The sequence below is a fragment of the Rhodococcus sp. G6(2025) genome (genome assembly GCF_058628105.1).
Genome location: NZ_CP179754.1, coordinates 107,369 through 127,753 on the forward strand (window position 1 = coordinate 107,369; position 20,385 = coordinate 127,753).

The following is a 20,385-nucleotide window of genomic DNA, read 5'->3' on the forward strand; positions in this document are numbered from 1 at the left end:
ACCGATCGAGAAAGCGAACGATGAAGAACACCGCCGCACTAAAGACCTTCGCCACCTCGTCGCGGACCACGCTGATCGAGCAGATGCGGGGACGAGTCAAGCAGCTGCTCGACGACCCCAAGGCCGCCGCCGAGTACCCGCACGATGTGCGGGCGTTGCGGGATTCCGTAGATGAGCACGGGCTGGCCTGGGTAGCGGACACCGCCGCCTACACCTGGTTCAACCGGCTCACCGCAGCACGGTACATGGACGCCAACGGATTCTCTGGCTCGTTCGGGGTGGTTTCTCCAGCCGCGGGTTCGTCGTCGGCGCTGCCGGAGATCCTCACCCGCGCACAGGCTGGGGAGTTCCCGCATGAGGTGCCGCAGCACGTGCAGGTGTCGGTGGTGGACCTGCTGACCGGCAAGCGGACGTCCACCGACCCGGACGCCGAGGCGTACACGCTTCTGCTGAGTGCGATGTTTGCGTCCTGGCACAAACCGATGCCGGAGGTGTTCCCGGCTGCGGTGGACTGGATCCGGCTGCTCACACCGCTGGATATGCTGGCGCCGGCCTCGGTGCGTGCCCGCGCGGTCCAGGTGATGGACGCGGCCGCGTGCGGGAACGTAGAGGTGGTGGGCTGGCTGTACCAGTTCTACAACTCCGACCTCAAGGACCAGATCAACAACTCGAACGTCGCGATCGACGCCGCGAAACTGCCGGCGGTCACCCAGTTGTTCACGCCGGAGTACATCGTGCGGTACTTGGTGCAGAACTCCCTCGGCCGGCTCTGGCTGCGCTCACGGCCGTCGAGCGGGCTGCGCGAACATATGGAGTACTACATCGAACCCGTTGCGGGACAAGAGGACACAGGCGTAACAGTAGCCTCGCCGGAGGAGATTCGGGTGCTCGATCCCGCTTGCGGATCGGGACACATGCTCACGTATGCATTCGATCTGCTGTTCCGGATCTACGAGGAAGAGGGATACACGCCGAGCTCCATACCGCAGATGATCCTCACCCACAACCTGCGCGGCCTCGAAATCGACGAACGCGCCGCACAGCTCGCATCTTTTGCCCTGGCGATGAAGGCGCGCGACAAGGATCGCCGGTTCTTCGCTCGCCGCAATAGCGATGACCAGCCGGTGCAGCCGGACATCGTGCGGGTCACGCCGCTCGAATTCGACGAGCTGGAGACGAAACTCATCACCGGCGCCGTTTCGCCCGAGAAACGGGACAAGTTGGCGCGACTGATGTTTGCATTCAACGATGCGGATACGTACGGCTCTCTGATACGCGTCGATCCGGATGCGCTAGACCTCCTCAACGTCTCGATCGACCAGTACGAGCAACCTGATGCCGAGATGGGTATCACCAGTGAGGTCGAGTTCAGGCTGATGGGCAAGGCTCGGACACTTGGACGCCAGGCGCGTGCGCTGGCGGACAACCAATACCACGTGGTGGTCGCCAACCCGCCGTACCTGGGCAGCGGGAATATGGGGGACGCACTCAACGGGTTCGCCAAGAAAAACTACCCCAATAGCTATGCCGACCTGTGCGTGACCTTTATCGAGCGCAGTTGGTCCCTGGCTCGCAGGTCGGGGTCGGTAGCTATGGTTACGAAGCATCAGTGGATGTTCATTTCGTCGTATCGTAAGTTTCGGCCTGATCTCTTCTCTCAGGGGCGCCTGAGCTCGATGGCTCACCTCGGCGCCCGCGCATTCGATGCAATCAGCGGGGAGGTGGTTCAAGCATGCGCCTTCGTTATTGATGTCGAATCCCGATCAATGAAATCTGGACGGTTCCTACGCTTGGTGGAAGGTCGGAATGAGGACGAGAAAGCGCGGATCTTACGGCGAATCTTGAATGGCGATTCAGATTTGGCATTCTCGGCGTCGTATTCTGATTTTTCAATGATTCCAGATTGCCCAATAGTGTACTGGGCATCAGATCATTTGAAGGCGGCGTTTCAATCCAAGCCACCACTCTCCGCTGCGGTAGTGACCCGAGAGGGGTTGACGACTGGAAATAATGACGAGTTTCTTCGATGGTGGCACGAAGTCCCCCGCGCGGGATTTTCTCGCCCCCTGCAGAACTCGCCTGATGACAAGAAATGGGAAGCTCGATGGTATCCCTACCAGAAGGGCGGGGAGTATCGGAAGTGGCACGGAAACGTTGGACTCGTGGTCGACTGGCAGGACGATGGCCGTCGCCAGAGGATGAACGTCGATCCTGCAACCGGTCGCATTCGGTCGCACAACTACAACGGAGAGTTCGCATTTCTTCCGGGTTTTACGTGGACAAACCTCTCGGGTGGCGACGTTTCGGTGCGAATTTCGGATTCGGGATTCATGTTCGACACGAAGGGGCCGATGGGGTATCCGATCTCGACTGTCCCGTGTGAGCACGTTGTTGGGCTTTTAAACTCGGTGATTGGTGGATTCTTCCTCAGTGCACTTTCTCCTACGCTAGACCTTAAGCTCGGGCACATGCTTGCCGTTCCATATGTTGGTCCCGATGTAAACCTGTGCGGCGCGGATGCGGCAACACAACTGGTCGCACTATCTCGCGATGACTGGAACAGTTACGAGACCTCATGGGAATTCGAGAACAACCCACTCGTTGCTATGGGGTGTGGGACCCTCGAAGCCCAGGCCAAGTCTCTGTGGGACGATGCCCTCACGTACACGACGCGTGCCCAGGAACTGGAAGTGGCAAACAACCGCTATTTCGCCGAGCTCTACGAGCTCGAGGACGAAGTGGACTGCGAGGTGCCGCGCAACCGGATCTCGCTGACCCAGAACCCGTACTTCCGGTACGCACAAAAGGGTGCGACGCACACCGAGGACGAGTACCGCACACTCTTCGACCTCGACCTCGCGAAGGAACTCACGTCCTACGCGGTTGGCTGCATGATGGGTCGCTACAGCCTCGACAAGCCCGGCCTGATCCTCGCCGACGCTGGCTCGACAATCGCGGACTTCAACGAGACGGTGCCGAGCGCACGGTTCCGGCCTGACGCCGACGGAATCATCCCCATCACCGCCGAGCATTACTTCGAGGACGACATCGTCGCCCGGATGCGTGAGTTCCTCACCGTCGCATTCGGTAAAGAGAACGTCGAAGCGAACGTCGCATGGCTCGAGTTCGCACTCGGCTCCGGAAATCGAAAGTCGCTGCGCGACTATTTTCTCAAGGACTTCTACAACGACCACGTCAAGCTCTACTCGAAGCGACCCATCTACTGGCAGGTGTCGTCGAACAGCAAGACCGACAAGGGTTTCAACGCACTGTTCTACCTGCACCGGTACACGCCCGCCACTCTCGGCATCATCCGCGAGAACTACGCCAACCAGATGACGGACAAGCAGCAGGCCCGCCTCGAAACCATCGAGCACGCCCTGCCCACCGCCGGCAAAGCGGAGGCGACGAAGCTCAGCAAGGAACGCGACCTGCTCACCGCCCAGCGCCGCGAGATCCGGGAATGGATCACCAACAAACTCTTCCCGCTGTCGACCACAGAGGTTCCGCTTGATCTCGACGACGGCGTTAAGCGGAACTACCTGAAGCTGAAGGACGTGCTGCGGAAGGTCACCGGACTGTGAGCGCCGCCTCGGCGGCGCGCATTGCCGAGCTGCTCGTCGATCGTTTCACTTTCAGCCCGGTGCTCACGTGGCGAGACACGGACGGCGACTACGCACCGCACCTCGACGCGATTGCCGAGGCAGTTGCCGAACACGGCCTTGTCCTGACCGTGCACCGCGTCGAGGGCAACGAACTCGCTGTCAAACACCGCATCTACTCCACACTGGACGGCGGACCATCAGAACCCGGGCACCACCTTGTGTACCGCACCGGCCTGCCCCCGGAACTGCGCGAGAACTGGCTACTCGACATCGAAGTCGGATACGGCACCTTTACCGCCGACACCACCGCGATTCTCGTCCACGATCTCGGAATCGCTGACCGCGGCGTCACCGACGTCGTCGCCGCTCACCTGGGGGTCTTCGACGACGCACACCGCACCGACCGCATCCGTGAGCACCTCGCAGACCTGCCCCCGGATCTGTCTGTGGACAAGCTGTCCGATGTGCTTCGCGCCCTCATGAGCGCCGCCGTCCTCGACCTCGATGGCCCTGGCGGGCACCGACTGCATCGCATCGTCGAAGACCTCCTCGCCGACCACGTCGCCGACCGGTCCGGCGGGTACGAAACCCTGCAGGAGCACAAACTCACCGGATACCTGTGGACCGGGTGCGCGAAGATCTACGGCTACCGATCCGACGAACCTTCCGTCGCCGGCCTCGCCACGTGGCTGTTCGACCAGGCGTGGCGTGGCTGGCCCGACGCGCGAAACCCCGCCCGCATCGACTTCGAACGCCTCCGCGACGACCGCCAACTGCGCCCGCTCTTCACCGACCTCGCTGAACGCGCCCAGGCCGACCTCAACATCGGCGAACGACTGCGCGCCGACCCGCCGCCCGTCGAGGACCTCGCCGCCCGCGACGTGTTCCCGCTCGTCGACGAGGCCATCATTTACGCCCTCGCGTCCGCCGTCCTCGACCGCGGTCTGTCACCCGACCGGATCGCCGACCTCGTCCGAACTCGCTCGACCACCACCTGGTACGACGATCACCGGCATGGCTACCTGGCGCTCTCCGCGGCATCCGACTGCCTCAGCCGGATCGAAACCTTTGCTCCCGTCATCGCGGACCCCGCCGACGGCATCCGCAGCTACTCCGACGCCTGGTCGAGCATCGACGGCGCCTACCGGCGGTTCCGCCACCACCGCAACCGCGCTGAAACCGACCTGCCCGCCGACCTCGCCGACCGCATCGAACACCGGTACGTCCACGACTATCAACGCCCCCTCGCGCAGGCCTGGCAACAGCAGGTCGACACCCTGGACACCTGGGACATCCCCGGTGTCGAACGGCTCCGCGGATTCGCCCGCTATGACCTGCCCGCCAAGGCGAAGACTCTCGTAGTCGTCTCCGACGCACTCCGTTACGAGGTCGGCGCCGAACTCGCCGCCCGCATGAACGGCGACGACTGGTTCAGCGCCACCATCGAACCGCGGCTCGCGCCGCTGCCGTCGTACACCCAGCTCGGCATGGCCGCGATGCTGCCCCACACCCGGCTCGAGTTGAGTGACGACGGCACCGCCCGCGTGGACGGGGCATCGGCCTCCGGACTACCCGCGCGCCGTGCGCAGTGGGCAAGCATGAATGCTGCGGCAGTCGACTACGCGGCGGTCATGTCGATGAGCGCCGCCGACCGGGCCGCGCTGTGGTCTGCCCACGACGCCGTCGTCGTCTACCACGACGCCATCGACGCGGTTGGGCACAAGACCCCGTACCAGACGCCGGAGGCGTGCGACCGTGCCCTCGACGAGATCACGCGGGTGATCAAGCGTTTCGGCAGTGGCAAGACCCGGGCCAGCCGCGTTCTTGTCACCGCTGACCACGGCTTCCTTTACCAAGACTCGGACCTCCAGCCCGGCGATTACCTCAGCGAAGCCGCGCAAGGCGAGCAGATTGTCGACCGGACTCGCCGCTACGTTATCGGCCGCGGCCTGCGGGAGCACCCCGCGTTCACGACGTGGACGGCCGCGCAGCTCGGTCTTGAGGGCGACTTGCAGGTGCAGGTGCCGCGGGCGCTGCACCGGCTGCGGATGCAGGGCGCCGGCTACCAGTACGTGCACGGCGGTGCCACCCTGCAGGAAATCGTGGTGCCGCTGGTGACACTGACCCAGTCCCGCAGCAAGGAAACCAGCAAGGTCACCGTCGACGTCAACGTCAGCAGCCCCACCATCACCTCCAGCACCGTCCTCGTCACGCTGCTGCAGCGAGAAGTGGTCACGGGCAAGCGTCGAGCGCGGACCTTGATCGTCGGCGCGTATGCCGAGGACGGCACGGCACTGTCGGGGGAGCGGACCGTGGTCGTGGATAGCACAGCCGAAGACCTCCGGGACCGGAACCTCACCGTCGAACTCGTACTGAACGAGGCCGCCGAGCGCTTCAACGGAAAGTCCGTGTTCATCCGTGCCGACGAGGTCACCAACGGCACCCGCACCGAGTACCGCCACACCACTGCGTCCCTGCAGCGCGGGTTCGGCGGCTTCTTCGACCCGCTCTGATTGCCGATTCAGTACGCGTTTCGTAGGGTAGGGGCCTACGAAACGCGTACCAAAGGGGAATTGTGGAACACACGCGCGGGACCCCACTGCCAGCCGAGCTGGCGCGGACCGCGCTGCGGACCATACGCCCACAGGACGCCACCCATGTGTATGCCCATCCCCGGCCCGAGATGTCCCGGCTCGCCGATCGGGGCGTCCTTCACCGAGTAGCCCATGGCTATTACATCGTCGTGCCGCAGGAACAGGTCGGACGCCCGTGGCTGCCCGCCCTCGAAGCCGCTGCTGCGGGGATCGCATCGACGATCTACGGAGCTCACCGGGTGGTGGTGATGGGTGTCAGCGCGGCGCGCCTGCTCGGTGCGATACCGCGGGCGCTAGCCACAGCCGTCGTCGCGGTCCCATACAGACACAGGCTTATCGAGCTGAGCGACCGAGCCGCCACCCTCCGGTTCGTGCAACGCGACACCGAAGCGCTCGATGCGGAACGTGTTGACACGCCACTCGGTCCCGCGCTGGTCACGACGCCGGAACAAACAGTGCTTGACCTGTCGCGGCGGCCACTTCTCGGGAACGCGGAAACCGAAATCCCCGGTGCCATCGCGGCACTCTATCGTCGCAGCGACCGTGAGCGACTCGAAGAACTGGCGAAAGAGCAGCGGATGCTTGCCAGCCTCCGGCGCGCCGAGATCTGGGCCGAGGTGAGGAAGCCATGAACCTCGACGAACGAGACACTGTCGCAGACCAGTTCGGTGTCGCACCCGATCAAGTGGAACGCGACCACCTCATCTCGCACCTCCTCGCAACGCTCTCCGGCCGCTTTGCAGATCGGCTCCACTTCATAGGCGGCACAGCGCTCGCACGTACCCATCTCGCGAACGGTCGCCTCAGTGAGGACATCGATCTTGTGGCCCTGGGCAACCGCACTGAACTGGCTGCTGACATCGACGCTGCGCTTCCGCGTGCGGTAGCGCGCACTTATGGCCGGCTGAGCTGGGAACCGGCACTCAGCGCCGCCCGCGACACCGAGACCGCTCACCTCCGAACCGATGGCGGATTGTCCGTGAAGGTCCAGTTGCTGTCTTCGAGGGAGCGTATGGTGTGGCCCGCTGAACTGCGCATACTCGAGCAGCGTTACAGCGATGCGCCACAGGCGCAGTTGTTGGTTCCCACACTTCCCGCGTTTGCCGCTTCCAAGACCGCAACGTGGCACGACCGTCGCGCCTCGCGTGATCTGTGGGATCTGTGGTCGTTGGCGGCGCTCGGCGCGATCGATGACGAGGCTGCCGCGTTGTTCACGCGATACGGGCCGACGAACAGAGCTCCCGGTCAGCACCTGTTCGATACAGCGCCAGACGAGAATGATTGGACAGCGCAACTGGCGGGCCAGACCAAACTGAACGTGACAGCGGAAGCGGCATTGACAATTGTCCGTGATGCCTGGGCGCGCGCAATCGAGCCCGACGTCATGCAGGAAGATGGAGAATCGTGACCGACACCGTAGACGACACCGCCGCCGCGCCGCCCCGGCTCACCCCTCTCGATGCCAAGGCCAACACCGAATTCCCTGGTCTGGTGGTCCGTAAGGATCTGGTGGGCCGCGTCCGCGGAAACGCCGTCGTACCTGGTTACGTGCTCGAGTTCCTTCTCGCCCAGTACTGCGCCACCGACGATGAGGCAACGATCGATGCTGGCATCGAGAGCGTGCGCAACATCCTGGCTCAGCACTACGTGCATCGGGGCGAAGCGGAACTCGTGAAGTCGACGATTCGCGACCGTGGCCGACACCGCGTCATCGACAAAGTCACCGTCGTCCTCGACGACCGCAAGGACATCCACACAGCGTCCTTCTCCAACCTGGGTCTTAAAGCCGTGCCCATTGACGACCGAACCGTCAAGCAGCATCCCAAGCTCCTCACCGGCGGTGTGTGGTGCATGGTCGACGTCGAGTACTCGGCCGGCGACTCGCACGAGGACCGCTGGATCATCGCCGGACTCAAACCGATTCAGCTCGGCCAGTTCGATGCCGACCGCTACCTTGCCGCCCGCACGCGCTTCACCACCGAGGAATGGATCGATCTGCTCGTCCAGAGTGTCGGGTTCGATCCGGAACGACTCTCGCCGCGCGGAAAGTTGCTGCAGCTCGTCCGATTGATCCCCTTCGTCGAGCGCAACTACAACCTCGTCGAGCTCGGACCCAAGGGCACCGGCAAGTCGCACGTCTACTCGGAATTCTCCCCGCACGGCATGCTTATCTCCGGCGGCGAGATCACCGTTCCGAAACTGTTCGTCAACAACTCCAATGGGCGTATCGGTCTCGTCGGTTTCTGGGACGTCGTGGCGTTCGACGAGTTCGCCGGGCAGAAGCGCGTCGACAAGGCCCTCGTCGACATCATGAAGAACTACATGGCGAACAAGACGTTCTCTCGCGGTGTCGACACCCTCCCAGCGGAGGCGTCGATGGTATTCATCGGCAACACGTCCAGGCCCGTGCCCACGATGCTCGCACACGCTGACCTGTTCGAGGTGTTGCCGGCGTCCTACTACGATGCCGCCTACCTCGATCGGCTCCATTGCTACCTTCCCGGTTGGGAGGTCGAGATAATCCGACGTGAACTGTTCACCGACGGATACGGGTTCGTCGTCGACTACCTCGCTGAGGCGTTACGGCACCTGCGGACTCAGGACTTCTCCGACGCCTACACGCCCGGCTTCATGCTGTCCGAGGAGATTTCGACCCGTGACCGAGACGGCGTCCGAAAGACGTTCTCAGGTCTGATGAAGCTGATCCATCCGCAGCGTGACGCGACTACAGCCGAGGTCGAGGAGTTGCTCCGGTTCGCGATCGAGGGCCGTAAGCGCGTCAAGGACCAAATCCTGCGGATCGACCGAACCATGGATGCGGTCCGTTTCGGCTACACCAATTCTGCCGGGATCTGGCATGAGGTCGCCACCCAGGAAGAACTCGACTACCCGCATCTCTACCACCGGACTTCCGCGCCGACAGAAGGGGAAGAGGCGTCATCTGCGCAGGCGCCCCCAGCCACACCCGCGGCAACGGTAGCGCCGACTCCGAAGCTCCGCACGGGAGCATTCGACATCCCGGACAACGCCATCGGATACTCGTACGCGGACCTGTTCATCCCGCATCTCCGCGGCGCGACGCGGATCGAGATCATCGACCCCTACATCCGTGCACCGCACCAGCTGCGAAACCTATGGGAACTCCTCGTCGAGATCATCGCCGCGAAACCAGCAGACGAGATAGTCGCCGTCCATGTCATCACCGCAGAGGAGAAGTCGCGTGAGGACTGGCAGCGGGCGCAGATCATCGGGCTTTCGGAGATGAAGGATGCCGTCGGTGAGGGAGGCGTCGAGCTGACCTGTGATTTCGACCCGACCAAACACGACCGCCGCATCACTACCGACACCGGATGGCGCATCCACCTCGGGCGTGGCCTCGACATCTTCCAGCCGTACACGAGCGCGAGCCGGTTCGACATCCGGCAGCGTCGGCAGGATCGACGGCGCACGAAGGAGTGCACCATCACCTATTTGGAGGAGTGAGGCCAGGACGCGGGGACAGCCGTGGTGCACCACGACGTTGATTTCCAAGCTGTCAGGGGCGGTGCTCGCGGCATGACGGGTCCGGCGTGGGAGCCTGCTACACACAATGCCGACGAAACTTGCCGCGCACATCGACCGCACCACTGCCGACCGTCACATGCCTGACATCGCCGAACGGCAGCTCACCGGCGCCGCGGCCTGTAACTGGCATTCGCCCCATACGGCGTCGACAGCTCGACAGTCGCGCTCGACGTAGGTGCCCTCGCCGACCTCGAGCACCACGACGTCATCCGGAAACGATCACCGACGGGACAGCGATGATCACCGACCCCGCAGGCAAGAATTACCGCGCCCCCACCCGCAGCCGCACACCGCCCGTGTGCCGAATCGCCTGCAAGAAAGTCATTTCCGATGTACAGATAATCGATATTATCTCAACTAATCGGTTGAGACTACATCTCGGCAAGCCCCATCGAGGAATCGCTAGATCCGCCGGTACCACGTTCCGTGCGAAGCCCGATGGCTCGCTCTCGGGCTGTCCACCAGCACATAAAGACCTACAGATCACGCGGGACCGAGACCGTCTACTTCATCGGCTTCCAGGTGCCCATCTTCTTACTCGTGAACTGACCGTCGCTAGCTTCTATCGTGACGGTGACTTGTTGCGCCGAGGACACGAAATTGTTTTCGATGATGTCACCGGACTTCGAGGTGCGTTCCCAATAGCCGTCTGTGATCAGCTTCCCGGGGGGCGCAACCACCTGATAGGTGCCGGGTGGGATCTGATTCGGTCCAATACCGACAACGTGGGTGCTGTTTCCAAACCAGTGTTCAATGTCACCCGCCTGTACTCGGCGGAGGGTCTCCTTGATCTGATCGTCGCCGAGCATCGCGATGCCTGTTGAGAGCATCTCCGGGTTCCAATCCTTCATCCATTCACTGAAGATCTGCGTCGATGACGTCGTCGCGGAGCCAGATGTGCCCCACTCGTTTACCTGCCGAATGAAGCTGAGCATCGCAGCCGCGGGCCGGCGGGTCGGATCAGGCTCAAAGCCTGGCCCGCCGGAGGCGGGAGTAAAGGATTTGGGCGCTTGCCAGCCCCTTTCCGAGGCCAGTTTGTTGAACTGACCCGCAGGGGTGGTGTCGAATGTCGACTGAGGCTCAGTGACCGAAGCCTTCGTGGTAAAAGGCGTCTCGCTGACCTGTAAGTCAGTCAGCGTAATCTCGAAGTCTGTGCCCGTCGTACTTGTCATTTCAAATGCGATTGCTCGCGGGTCGGAATATGGCATCACTCCCGCGATCAATTTGTCGTGGATGTTCGATACGGCCAACTCGTTCTTGGTGTTGTTGACACCGGCTGCCTCTGGGGAGTAGACGGTTTCGTCACCGTCTAGGGGGTAGAAGTACGCGTCGACGGGCTGGCCGCCTTGTTTAACTTCAACGTTGGCTCGAAAGTTCTTGGAGCCACTTCCATCTGTGGTTGTCATCTCCAAAGCCACTAGTGGCCCGTGCTGGCCGCCGGATCTGTCCGTGATCATGTAATAAAATGAGACCTCCAACCCATTGAGTTCGACAGTCTTCGGGGACTGGCTGGTCACCGAATGGTCAATCACGAGCTCCGATGTGTCCGCGCCACTCACGGGCATGCCTCCACTCACGGGCGTGTCGCCACTCACGCCGCACGCAGTGAGCACTATTGCGCTCATACATGCAATGGCCCCGCGGCCGACCATCCGTACTGCCGCCATGTTGACGCTCCCAAAGGTAGAGATCTGTTCGCCAGGACGGTGTCCCGGTACGTAGAGCTTGAGTTGAGGGTGCCCCGCGCTAGACCTGCAGTGTGATAGGTGTCTGGCGTTCCGCTAAGAACACCGACCGCAAGGGGACCGCTGCGAAGAAGGATAGCCAGAACCAGCCCGCGTGATCCGGACCGGCAAATTGGCGAGTCAGCGGCGACCCGATAGCGAGCTGGTGGTCCGCTTGCCCAGAATCTTGTCAACGGTGTGCCGATCTATCTGGTCCAGCGTTAGGCACGATTCAGGATGCGTCAGGCGAGCTATACCCTCGGCCGAAACAGCTGGCATCTCCAGCGCGGCCTCTCTTGCTTCCTCGATATCCAAATTCTCGTAGGCCCATGCATTCGCTTCATCTTCTCGCCAGTAGTCCTCGGTCAGCAACCAGTTGGCAAGAAATATCACGCGGTTTGGGACCAGAGACCACATCTTGCGACGGTCGATCGCAGCGCGTGCACCTGGTCGGGTCACAGCGAGCCATTCCGAGCCGCCACGAATGACAGGGGTCACTCGCCAGAACTCCCAGCCATCGTTCGCCATCACGTTCTCCTTACGCTCGGATATGTATTACGCAAACCGCTGACGTCCGGGCCACGACTCACGAAGTCTTCGCGGTTGTGAGGTATTCCGACAAGCCTTCTTGGCGACCGCGTTTAGCCCCTGCGAGGACGTCTTCTGCGAGCCAACGATTGTGGTACTGCGAGTACACGCAATCGCTCTCGGCCATGAGCTGATCGACCAGCGCCGCTGCTGCAGGTTGCCAGGGCAGGCCTTCGGGGAACTCAATACTTCGTCCGAAGACCCCCGCGGTCAGGCCGATGGCGCGCCCCTTGAACTTGCGATGTCTAGCCTTCTCGAAGTACACGTCGTCCGCATGTTTCTGTTCCAGTGTTGAAAGAGAATGCCCTGTCTGGGCTTCCAACGTGTTTCGGTCGACGTACACGGTGATGAGGTAGCCGTCAAAGTCGACATCGTCGGGGATCGTCCACATGTAGGCGCCTTCGACGGCTCCCACGTTGACGGTGAACAACCGTGTGCCGGGACCGGTGGCGGGCAGACAGCTGATGGACCAGCCCGTGCGGACAGTGGTCTTTGGATGAGCGATCGCGGCGTTGATGTAGCTGCGCGCGATACCAGTGACTACATCTACGTCGTGCTGCTCCCCCAGCGTCTGGTAGTTCTTTTGGGTTGCCGACGGAAACACACGGGCCACGGGTGTTCGCCTTTCGTGTCGAGATGAAAATTAGCCGACGCACACTGTAAATCGAGGAATTCTAGCGAGATAGTCAGTGCTCGTATGTAATTCACGTGAATGACAGAGTGCCTAACGGAGTTCGAGTGCGCCGGAATCGGTACAGCCTGGACGCATTGTCGCTCAGTAGTGATAGGAAACGGTGCCGAGTGTGAGACGTGGACTGCAGTGAATCCCTCGTACCGACCCTGGTCACGGCCACTTTTCGCCTTCCAGGGATTTGTGACAGAGTTCATCGACCGAGGTGAGGATCAAGAGTTCCGCTTCAGTGGGTGTGATCGGCAAGGATTGCGTGAGCAGTTCTGCGACGCGGGACGGAGTGACGTTCTGATCGAGCGCGTCGCACGTCGCCAGCCCCACCTCAACTGCCGAGGACTGGTCTTCAAACCGCAGGCCTAGCGAGACCAGAGTAGCGGTGAAGTGTTGGTGCGGCCCGGGGGTCGTCGTCGGCGTGGCCGCGGCGGGAGGGGCTGGCTGTTCGGTGTCGGGTCGCGCGGTGCTCGCTGCGGCGCACAGCGCCAAGGCCACACACAGGAGCAGGGTGATACGGGGCATCGGGTACTCATTTCGAATGTCGTCTCGCCCGAGGATCGGGGCTGTATTGGCGACAGCCGGCAGACGTTAGGCCATGGCACCGACACGCGTGCGTCGAGGAAGCCTCTGATGCTCAACGAACTTCGCCCTGAAGTTCGATCAACTTGTCGTCATGGTCACCGCTGGCCGGAACTTGTCGGTGCGTTCTGTCATCCTGTGCGGCTCCTCATTGGGGCGACGAACGGGCCGTCAGGCTCGCAGTCTCGACAGAGCACTGAGGATGAACGATGAATGACATGAACCTGCCGGCTCCGGAGCAGGACCCGACCGCCTCCCCGGCTACACCGAAGAGGTGGCGGTGGATTACGGCCTTGGTGGTGGCGGGTGGTCGCCGGCGCCGCGCTCGGTACCGCGGCGGCCAAGGCCACCGAGCGAGACGTCCTTGCCGAGCGGACGGCGGCACTCGAGCAGCGTGAGGCCGAGGTGGCGCAGCGCGACACGAATACCGTTCAGAGGGAGGACGCCCTGTCGCTGCGGTCCGACGGGCTCGATACCCGGCAGACCGAACTCGACAAAATCTCCGCCGATCTGGGACGACGTGAGCAGGCTCTGCTGCCCAAGGAGCAGGCAGCGGCACGGTCGAAGATCACCAAGGACGGGATCTATTTGGTGGGTAAGGACATCGAGCCGGGCACGTATCAGACGTCGGGCGGTAGCGGTTGCTATTGGCAGCGCTCCAGCGGCACGTCCGGGGACTTCGACGACATTCTCGCGAACGGCAACGAGAGCGGTCAGGCGATCGTGACGATCGCTGCCTCCGATGTCGCGTTCACCACCAAACGCTGCGGCAGCTGGCACTGGCAGCGGATGAGCTGGCCAGGCTCCGAGTGTCGGACCCCTATGTCATTCTGTTCGGCTCGCTGCGAGCACGAACCTTCCGGACGGGAAGACCCGTCAACACTTGAACTTCAGGAGTAAATGCATGCGGAAAATCGTGAACACCACTGTCGCTGCGATCGCTGTCAGCGGCCTCCTTCTTGCCGGGGCTAATGCTGCCTGGGCAGCACCGGCCACCGTGATCGACGGGGACGGCGTCTACCGTGTCGGCATCGACATCGAACCGGGGACCTATCACACCGGCGGCGGTGGGGACTACTGCTATTGGGAGCGGCAGTCCGGACTCAGCGGCGATTTCGACGAACTCATCGCGAATGACTTCATCGAGGGCGGACCGGCCGCCGTGACGATCAAATCCAGCGACGTCGGCTTCAGCACCGACGGGTGCGGCACCTGGGTGCGGCAATCAGCTCCGCCTGCTCCGGCGCCAGCGGCTGTGCCCTGGTCACCGTTCGGCTCGTAGCCACCACCCGCCGCCCTGACATTTGATGCCGGGGCGGCGGCGTTCCGTCTTTCCTCCAGAGAAGAGAGTGTCATGGGGAACATGTACTTCGGCCCGAACCACGGGCAGATCAACATCATTCAGAACAACATCCACCAGGGGTATAGACGGTCGCCGCGCCGCAACAGCCATCCGATCCTGACCGGCATCGGCATCCTGTTCGCGATCGGATTGCTGATCAAGTTCTGGTGGGTGGTACTGACGGTGCTCGCCATCTGGATCGGCGTGAAGGCGTTCCGGAAATGGCAGCACCGGCAAGCGCTGGCCGAGCAGGAACGCGCACGGATCGCGGCCCGCGCCGACGTGCAGAACCAGGCATTCCTCGCCGGTGACCCATACGGAATCTACGGATCTCCGCAGGACCCGCAGGGCCTGTGACCGTTGCGACCGAGTCGAGAAGACCACCGGCAAACGCGGCTCCACGCGGGTATCGCTGAGACCAGTGGCCTTACCTTCCACGCCAGGCAATTTCGACCGACGCAGGAGCGCCGCCATCACTCCCCCGCCAGCACACGAAACGCTGACCCCAGGCCGACAAGACCCCCTACCCCTACTCCCTCAGGAGAGCCACATGGCCCTATCCGGACATACCGCCGCGGTTCGCGAGAATTATCTACCCCTGCCCACCCGAGATGACGGCTACCGGCAGATCCTGCTGCTCGGGACCACCGGCGCCGGCAAGACCACCGTCGTTCGCCAACTCCTCGGCACCGATCCGGACAACGACCGTTTCCCGTCCACCTCCACCGCGAAGACCACCGTCTCGGACACCGAGATCGTGCTCGCTCCCGGACCCTTCCATGCCGTCATAACGTTCTTTTCCCGCGACGAAGTCGTCCGCCACCTCGAGGAATGTGCGAGCCGCGCCGCGGTGTCGATCCTCAACGGGCTCGACCGCTCTCGGATCCGCGAGCACCTCCTCGATCACGAACAGCAACGGTTCCGCTTCAGCTATGTCCTGGGCCGGCGCACCGAACCCGCTTCCGAGCAAGGTGATGCGGTCGAGAACGACCCCTTCGATATCTTCGACGAGGCGGACTCGGCTCTGACCGGTGGTGATTCCGAGACCTTCGGCGCCGACCCGCAAGCACTCCCCACGATCGACCTCACCGAAACAGAGGCGGTCGTCGATCAAGCCATCGACACGCTGCAGGCGCTCGTGGCAACACACAGCGACACCGCGCGACGCGAACTCGACGTTGACGGCGCCGACGAGGAAAAGGAACTGAAAGACCTGCTCGAAGAGGAGTTGGATCGTCTGCTCAGGGCAGATCCACGATTCGATCAGATCACCGATGCGCTGCTCCTCGAGATCGACAAGCGGTTCAGTGCGCTGTCGATCGGTCAGGTCGACCGAGGCGACAACGGATGGCCGCTGAGCTGGACCTGGAAAAGCGACGACCGAACCGCATTCCTCCGGGCCGTCAACCGCTTCTCCTCAAACTATGCACCCCTGTTCGGGCACCTGCTCTCCCCTCTGGTGGACGGCATCCGCGTCGCCGGACCGTTCGCGCCCGCCTGGAACGATGGTGCGGTCCCACCGCTGGTCCTCATCGACGGAGAAGGCCTCGGTCACACCCCGACGTCAGCGGCGGCCCTGTCGATGGCGGTGTCGGAACGCATCAACGCCGTCGACGTGATACTGCTGGTCGACAACGCCGCCCAACCGATGCAGGCCGCTCCCGCCGCCGCAATCCGGTCGATTCTCATCTCCGGCAACGTCGACAAGCTCGTGTTCTGCTTCACCCACTTCGACGAAGTCACCGGCGACAACCTCGCCACCCCGAGAGACCGGGCCGACCATGTGCGCGGCAGCGCCAACAACCTGCTGGCCGCCATCCGCACCGATCTCCATCAACGAGACGAGCAGGCACTTCGCCGGCGACTCGACAACGCCACGGTCTACCTCTCACGCATCGACAAGCCGCTCGACGCCAGCGACCGTGAAGGCCTCTTCACGATCAGGTCCTTCCGCAAGCTCCTCGACGTGATCGAAAAGACCGGCGAACGACCCGACCTGGGGCCGGCCCGGCCGATCTACCGCAAGGCCGAGCTTCGTCAGGCCGTGGTTGCTGCCGTCGAGAAGTTCCACCACCGCTGGGACGCGATCCTCGGACTGAAACCATCGCGTGCTGTCGCCCGGGAACATTGGACACGGATCAAGGCGCTCAACAAACGCTTCGCCGAGGGCGGTGCCGATCAGTACGACACCCTCCGGCCGTCGGCGGAGCTGCGGGAGTTCGTCAAGGAGGAGCTCTACCGTCAGCTCGAATCGCCGCGGGATTGGAACGGCCACCGCCCGGATGACGCCGAACACACCGCAATCGTCAACCAACTCGCGCAGGGCGTGGCCCGCGGGCTGAACGCACCGATCAGCGGACGGCTCTCTACCGCGGCTCAGCCGGAGTGGGAACGCAGCTACGACCTGTACGGGTCCGGTTCCACCCGCCTGCGCGCCGACCATATCGCCCACGACATCTTCGATCGCTTTGTACCGGAAGCAGCGTCGGACGACAACAGCTTCGTTGCCGACCTGCTCACGGTGGTCGAGGCAGCCGCCGCCGAAGTCGACGCTTCGCTCGAGTAACCACAGTCGGCTCCGACCGCGTGGAGGCCCGCACTGTTTCCAGTGCAGAGCGGGCCTCGACGGGCTGCCGCGCACACGCCGAAGGAAACACCATGCACGATGACGACGATCGTTGGGAACGGCTCATTTTTGAAGCCGAGAAGTTCCAGCGGGACCTCGAAATTCACACCTTGAATTTGAAGTTCCATCACTCCGATAGCGGGCACTGGCAGGACAAGGCCCACAAGATCCTGAGGTGGAACCTACTGTTCGCGATCCTCACCGTCATCTTCATGATCCTTGCGCTGCTCGACCTCTTCATCTGGCATCAATCGAACTGGTGGTGGTTGGCGGGCGGCTACTCTTGCTCGCTCATCACCTTCGTCTTCGCATACATACACGGCCGCTACATCAAGAGATCCAAAGCCGCGAGCGAGCGATTTCGGTCCCTCGAACCACCCGCGAGTCTTCGCCCACTGATGGCGTCCATCGACGCTCAGATCGAAGCGGACGAGCGGGCCGCCGCCGCTGCGAAGAAGCGAGGTTGGCGATATGGTCGTCGCCTATCGCAGTATGGCGAACGTCGTCAGCCTGGAAGGCGAGGACATGACTGACGTCCGGCGTACCTGAAAGATGCCCCAGGAGCGGCCTCGTACACCACGCCGATGGACCGTGAACCGTGCGTCCTCGCAGTAGGTGCGAGCGCACCTACCCGGTGTCCGATGATGATCCGTTCGGTGCCGTTGGCTGGGCTTCCTGCGAGATACTTTCATCGTGCGCCCGATCCGGTTCATGTACGACTCCAAGAGCAACACGCTCGTGTACCTCGACTACACGCAACTGTCGCAGGACCTGCGGGAGCGGCTCGCCCTGATCGACGCACTCGTCCCGCCTATCTCGACGAGCCGTCTGCTCTCACTCGGACCCCAGTACGGGGGCGAGGCCCGCACACCGAAGGGCTTCTCGAAGCGGGACTTCTTCGTCTATCTCACCACTGCTCGGTACCAGCAACACCGCGCTAAGCGGAGACGCCAGGCGGACGAAAAGCTCGCAGGTAAGGGCCCGGAACCGACGGTGCAGACCAAACGTCAGCTGCTGGCAGCAGCCACGCAGCTGCCGTTACCACCTTTACCCGACTCCCAACCGCAGTCCTGGCGCGACTATCTCATTGCGCAACCGGCCGATGCAGAACGCGCTGTGCTTCTGATCGCCGTGGCGCGGTCTCTGGTGATCAAGATTGAGCGGAACCCTGCCTGGCAGAGCCCGTACCTCGCCGACCACCGGCGGCAGTCGGATTGGCACAAGCTTGACGAGTTGACCGCTCACGCGCTGGTGTTGCGCAGCGTTTACGAACGCCTGGGCACGCCGCCGATCGGGTCCTCCGCCGCTGCAGAGGTGGCCCGGCTCGACTATGCCCGCAAGGCCGATCAGCTCGGTGTCGTCTGGGACCAACTCCTCGACCAGGTCCATGCACTCGACATGTACCAGCGGGAACTTGTCTACCTCGCCGACGATCTCCGAGACATGGAACAAGCGGAACGCATCCGCGACCTCGACACCGACGTAGCCGACCTCGTACGGTCCACCGGGGCCAGTGCGACCACGGACGCCATCGAAGATCACGCTCAGCAAAGCCGCGCTCACATCGACGCCCTCAATGAACTATTCGATCACCTCAGCACCGTATTCCGCTCACTCGACTGACCGCCCGTCTACCGACGCTGACATCTCAGACGCGCGTGCCACAGCACTGTGTTCGTCACTCGTCCCGAGGCGCCGGAGCCGCTTCTGGGTCTGGGGTGCGCTTCGACGCCTCGCGTGCTTCCGCGACTCTGGTGAATCGCTTGCCGAGGAATCCGAGGCCGGCCGCCCCGGCGTCGAGACCGCGGCTGCCCAGTGCCAGTGCGGTCTCGCCGACGGACTTGAAGCGGGTGCCGAGCTCCGCGAGTGCATCGCCGACGCTCGGATCTTCATGGTCCTGCCAGCCTTGCACCTGGCTTCGGCGCGCGGTCGCGAACGAGTCGAGGTCTTGACGCAGTTGGATGACATCCCGTTTGAGCTGCGCACTCGACATCCATCGCACGATCTCGAGGGGCTTGATCGCGGCGTACCGGGCGAGCTCGGCCCGCCCGCGCAGGAGTAGTTCGCCATCGGCGGCGAGATGTTCGGCGAGCATCTTGCGCGCAGTGGCTACGACGAGTTCGAGGTGTTCTGGCTCGGTTTGCTTGACTCGCTCGATCCGGAGACGCTGCCACAGGTACAGGGAGTCTTCCGCGATCACCAAGAGCTCGAGACTCTCACCGAGTCGATTGTCTTCGACCACTTTCTGCAGGTAGCTGGCGCGGTCCTGGACCGGTTTGCTGGCATCGAAACCGTCGATCGACTTGCGGATATGTGCCCTCAAACGCTCGACGACAACTTCGAGGCCGGGGCCGAGCGGTGCGAGCGAGTCCCAGTCTGCTGACGGTAGCTGCCCCGACTCGTCGAGGGTCCGCACAGCCCGGTGCAGTGCCTGGTGGTGCCCGAGCACGTCACCGGTCATCGAGGCTTTGGCGAGGTTGAGGACCTGGTCGACCTTGCCCTCGACCCGCTCGACGGCGGTCGTGGTCTCGGCGATCGCGGTTTGGAGGGCGAGAGTCGCCATGGCGAGTTGGATGGACAGCGCCCGCGTGCCCGCGAGGGAAGCCTTCTGCCATTGCATCTGCCCGCGGAACTTGCCGGCGGTGTCGACGACGGTCATCCTGTTGAATCCGGGCTGACCGGGCAGCACGTGGAACTTCCTCATGAGTTCGACGCTGTCCGGTGCAAGGCGCACGAAGGTTCCGTGCTGGGCGCCGACGGCGGCGAGACCGGATGCCAGTGCCGCAGTCCCGGCGACAGCCTGAGAGTCGATTCCGGCCACCTCGACCGCGCTGACTGCGTTGAAGCGCAGTTTGGCGAGATACCCCTCGACTGCGGTGGGATCGCCGGCCACGAGGACGCCCTCGGGTTCGACGACCACCGTCAAGTCGGATTGCCCCTCAGCGCGCATACCGTCTGCCGTCGTCAATTCACCCATGGGGATGCCTCTCGTCCTCTTCGAGCGTTCCTCATTACTCGAGTGATGCGCAGCGTACAGGGCGTCCTGGCGTCCCCTTTTCACCTTCCTGCCCTCGGCCC

At 63.0% G+C, this 20,385-nt stretch carries 16 protein-coding genes; 11 read left to right on the top strand and 5 right to left on the bottom strand.

Annotated elements, in window-relative coordinates; all coding sequences use genetic code 11:
• The first annotated feature begins 20 nt into the window (after positions 1-20).
• The 5 genes from pglX to brxL all read left to right on the top strand — a co-directional run bounded on the left by pglX (position 21) and on the right by brxL (position 9,682).
• Positions 21-3,584 (top strand): BREX-1 system adenine-specific DNA-methyltransferase PglX, encoded by a 3,564-nt coding sequence (gene pglX, locus ACLIVD_RS44140; protein ID WP_242324360.1) that lies wholly within the window; start codon positions 21-23, stop codon positions 3,582-3,584.
• A complete protein-coding gene (gene pglZ, locus ACLIVD_RS44145) occupies positions 3,581-6,118 on the top strand; it encodes a BREX-1 system phosphatase PglZ type A (RefSeq protein ID WP_242324358.1) in 2,538 nt (845 codons plus the stop codon). Before pglX ends, pglZ begins: the two co-directional genes overlap by 4 nt.
• A 62-nt stretch (positions 6,119-6,180) precedes the next feature.
• Positions 6,181-6,831 (top strand): type IV toxin-antitoxin system AbiEi family antitoxin domain-containing protein, encoded by a 651-nt coding sequence (locus ACLIVD_RS44150; protein WP_422631253.1) that lies wholly within the window; start codon positions 6,181-6,183, stop codon positions 6,829-6,831.
• Positions 6,828-7,607, top strand: coding sequence for a nucleotidyl transferase AbiEii/AbiGii toxin family protein (locus tag ACLIVD_RS44155; RefSeq protein ID WP_242324356.1), 780 nt, complete (start codon positions 6,828-6,830; stop codon positions 7,605-7,607). The genes ACLIVD_RS44150 and ACLIVD_RS44155 overlap by 4 nt, the downstream gene beginning before the upstream one ends.
• Positions 7,604-9,682: a BREX system Lon protease-like protein BrxL gene (brxL, locus tag ACLIVD_RS44160; protein WP_242324354.1), complete on the top strand. Its 2,079-nt coding sequence runs from the start codon at positions 7,604-7,606 to the stop codon at positions 9,680-9,682. The genes ACLIVD_RS44155 and brxL overlap by 4 nt, the downstream gene beginning before the upstream one ends.
• 584 nt (positions 9,683-10,266) lie before the next feature.
• Here brxL and ACLIVD_RS44165 read toward each other — a convergent pair.
• From ACLIVD_RS44165 to ACLIVD_RS44180, 4 genes are all read right to left on the bottom strand, one after another.
• On the bottom strand, positions 10,267-11,322 hold the full coding sequence (locus ACLIVD_RS44165; protein ID WP_242324352.1) for an Rv1352/Rv1906c domain-containing protein: 1,056 nt from the start codon (positions 11,320-11,322) through the stop codon (positions 10,267-10,269).
• A 306-nt stretch (positions 11,323-11,628) separates the two neighbouring features.
• Entirely contained in the window at positions 11,629-12,015 is a 387-nt protein-coding gene (locus ACLIVD_RS44170) for a hypothetical protein (protein ID WP_242324350.1), read from the bottom strand.
• A 58-nt stretch (positions 12,016-12,073) separates the two neighbouring features.
• Positions 12,074-12,688: a hypothetical protein gene (locus ACLIVD_RS44175; RefSeq protein WP_242324348.1), complete on the bottom strand. Its 615-nt coding sequence runs from the start codon at positions 12,686-12,688 to the stop codon at positions 12,074-12,076.
• A 231-nt stretch (positions 12,689-12,919) separates the two neighbouring features.
• Complete coding sequence (locus tag ACLIVD_RS44180; protein ID WP_242324346.1) at positions 12,920-13,282, bottom strand: DUF732 domain-containing protein; 363 nt, start codon at positions 13,280-13,282, stop codon at positions 12,920-12,922.
• Between the two features lie 363 nt (positions 13,283-13,645).
• Between ACLIVD_RS44180 and ACLIVD_RS44185 the strand changes: the two genes are divergently transcribed.
• The 6 genes from ACLIVD_RS44185 (at position 13,646) to ACLIVD_RS44210 (ending at position 18,930) form a co-directional block, all read left to right on the top strand.
• Positions 13,646-14,239, top strand: a complete 594-nt coding sequence (locus tag ACLIVD_RS44185; protein ID WP_242324344.1) for an Rv1352/Rv1906c domain-containing protein — start codon at positions 13,646-13,648, stop codon at positions 14,237-14,239.
• A gap of 4 nt (positions 14,240-14,243) precedes the next feature.
• On the top strand, positions 14,244-14,621 hold the full coding sequence (locus tag ACLIVD_RS44190) for an Rv1352/Rv1906c domain-containing protein (RefSeq protein ID WP_242324342.1): 378 nt from the start codon (positions 14,244-14,246) through the stop codon (positions 14,619-14,621).
• Between the two features lie 72 nt (positions 14,622-14,693).
• Positions 14,694-15,038 carry a hypothetical protein gene (locus ACLIVD_RS44195; RefSeq protein ID WP_242324340.1) on the top strand — a complete coding sequence of 115 codons (345 nt, stop codon included), beginning with the start codon at positions 14,694-14,696 and terminating at the stop codon, positions 15,036-15,038.
• Between the two features lie 193 nt (positions 15,039-15,231).
• The gene (locus ACLIVD_RS44200; protein WP_242324339.1) at positions 15,232-17,247 is read left to right on the top strand and encodes a hypothetical protein; all 2,016 of its coding nucleotides are present in this window, start codon (positions 15,232-15,234) and stop codon (positions 17,245-17,247) included.
• Positions 17,248-17,339: 92 nt separating this feature from the next.
• Positions 17,340-17,840 carry a hypothetical protein gene (locus tag ACLIVD_RS44205; RefSeq protein WP_242324337.1) on the top strand — a complete coding sequence of 167 codons (501 nt, stop codon included), beginning with the start codon at positions 17,340-17,342 and terminating at the stop codon, positions 17,838-17,840.
• Positions 17,841-18,018: 178 nt separating this feature from the next.
• Positions 18,019-18,930 (top strand): hypothetical protein, encoded by a 912-nt coding sequence (locus tag ACLIVD_RS44210; RefSeq protein WP_491933889.1) that lies wholly within the window; start codon positions 18,019-18,021, stop codon positions 18,928-18,930.
• Between the two features lie 55 nt (positions 18,931-18,985).
• Here ACLIVD_RS44210 and ACLIVD_RS44215 read toward each other — a convergent pair whose 3' ends face one another.
• Complete coding sequence (locus tag ACLIVD_RS44215; protein WP_242324333.1) at positions 18,986-20,284, bottom strand: hypothetical protein; 1,299 nt, start codon at positions 20,282-20,284, stop codon at positions 18,986-18,988.
• Positions 20,285-20,385: the final 101 nt, after the last annotated feature.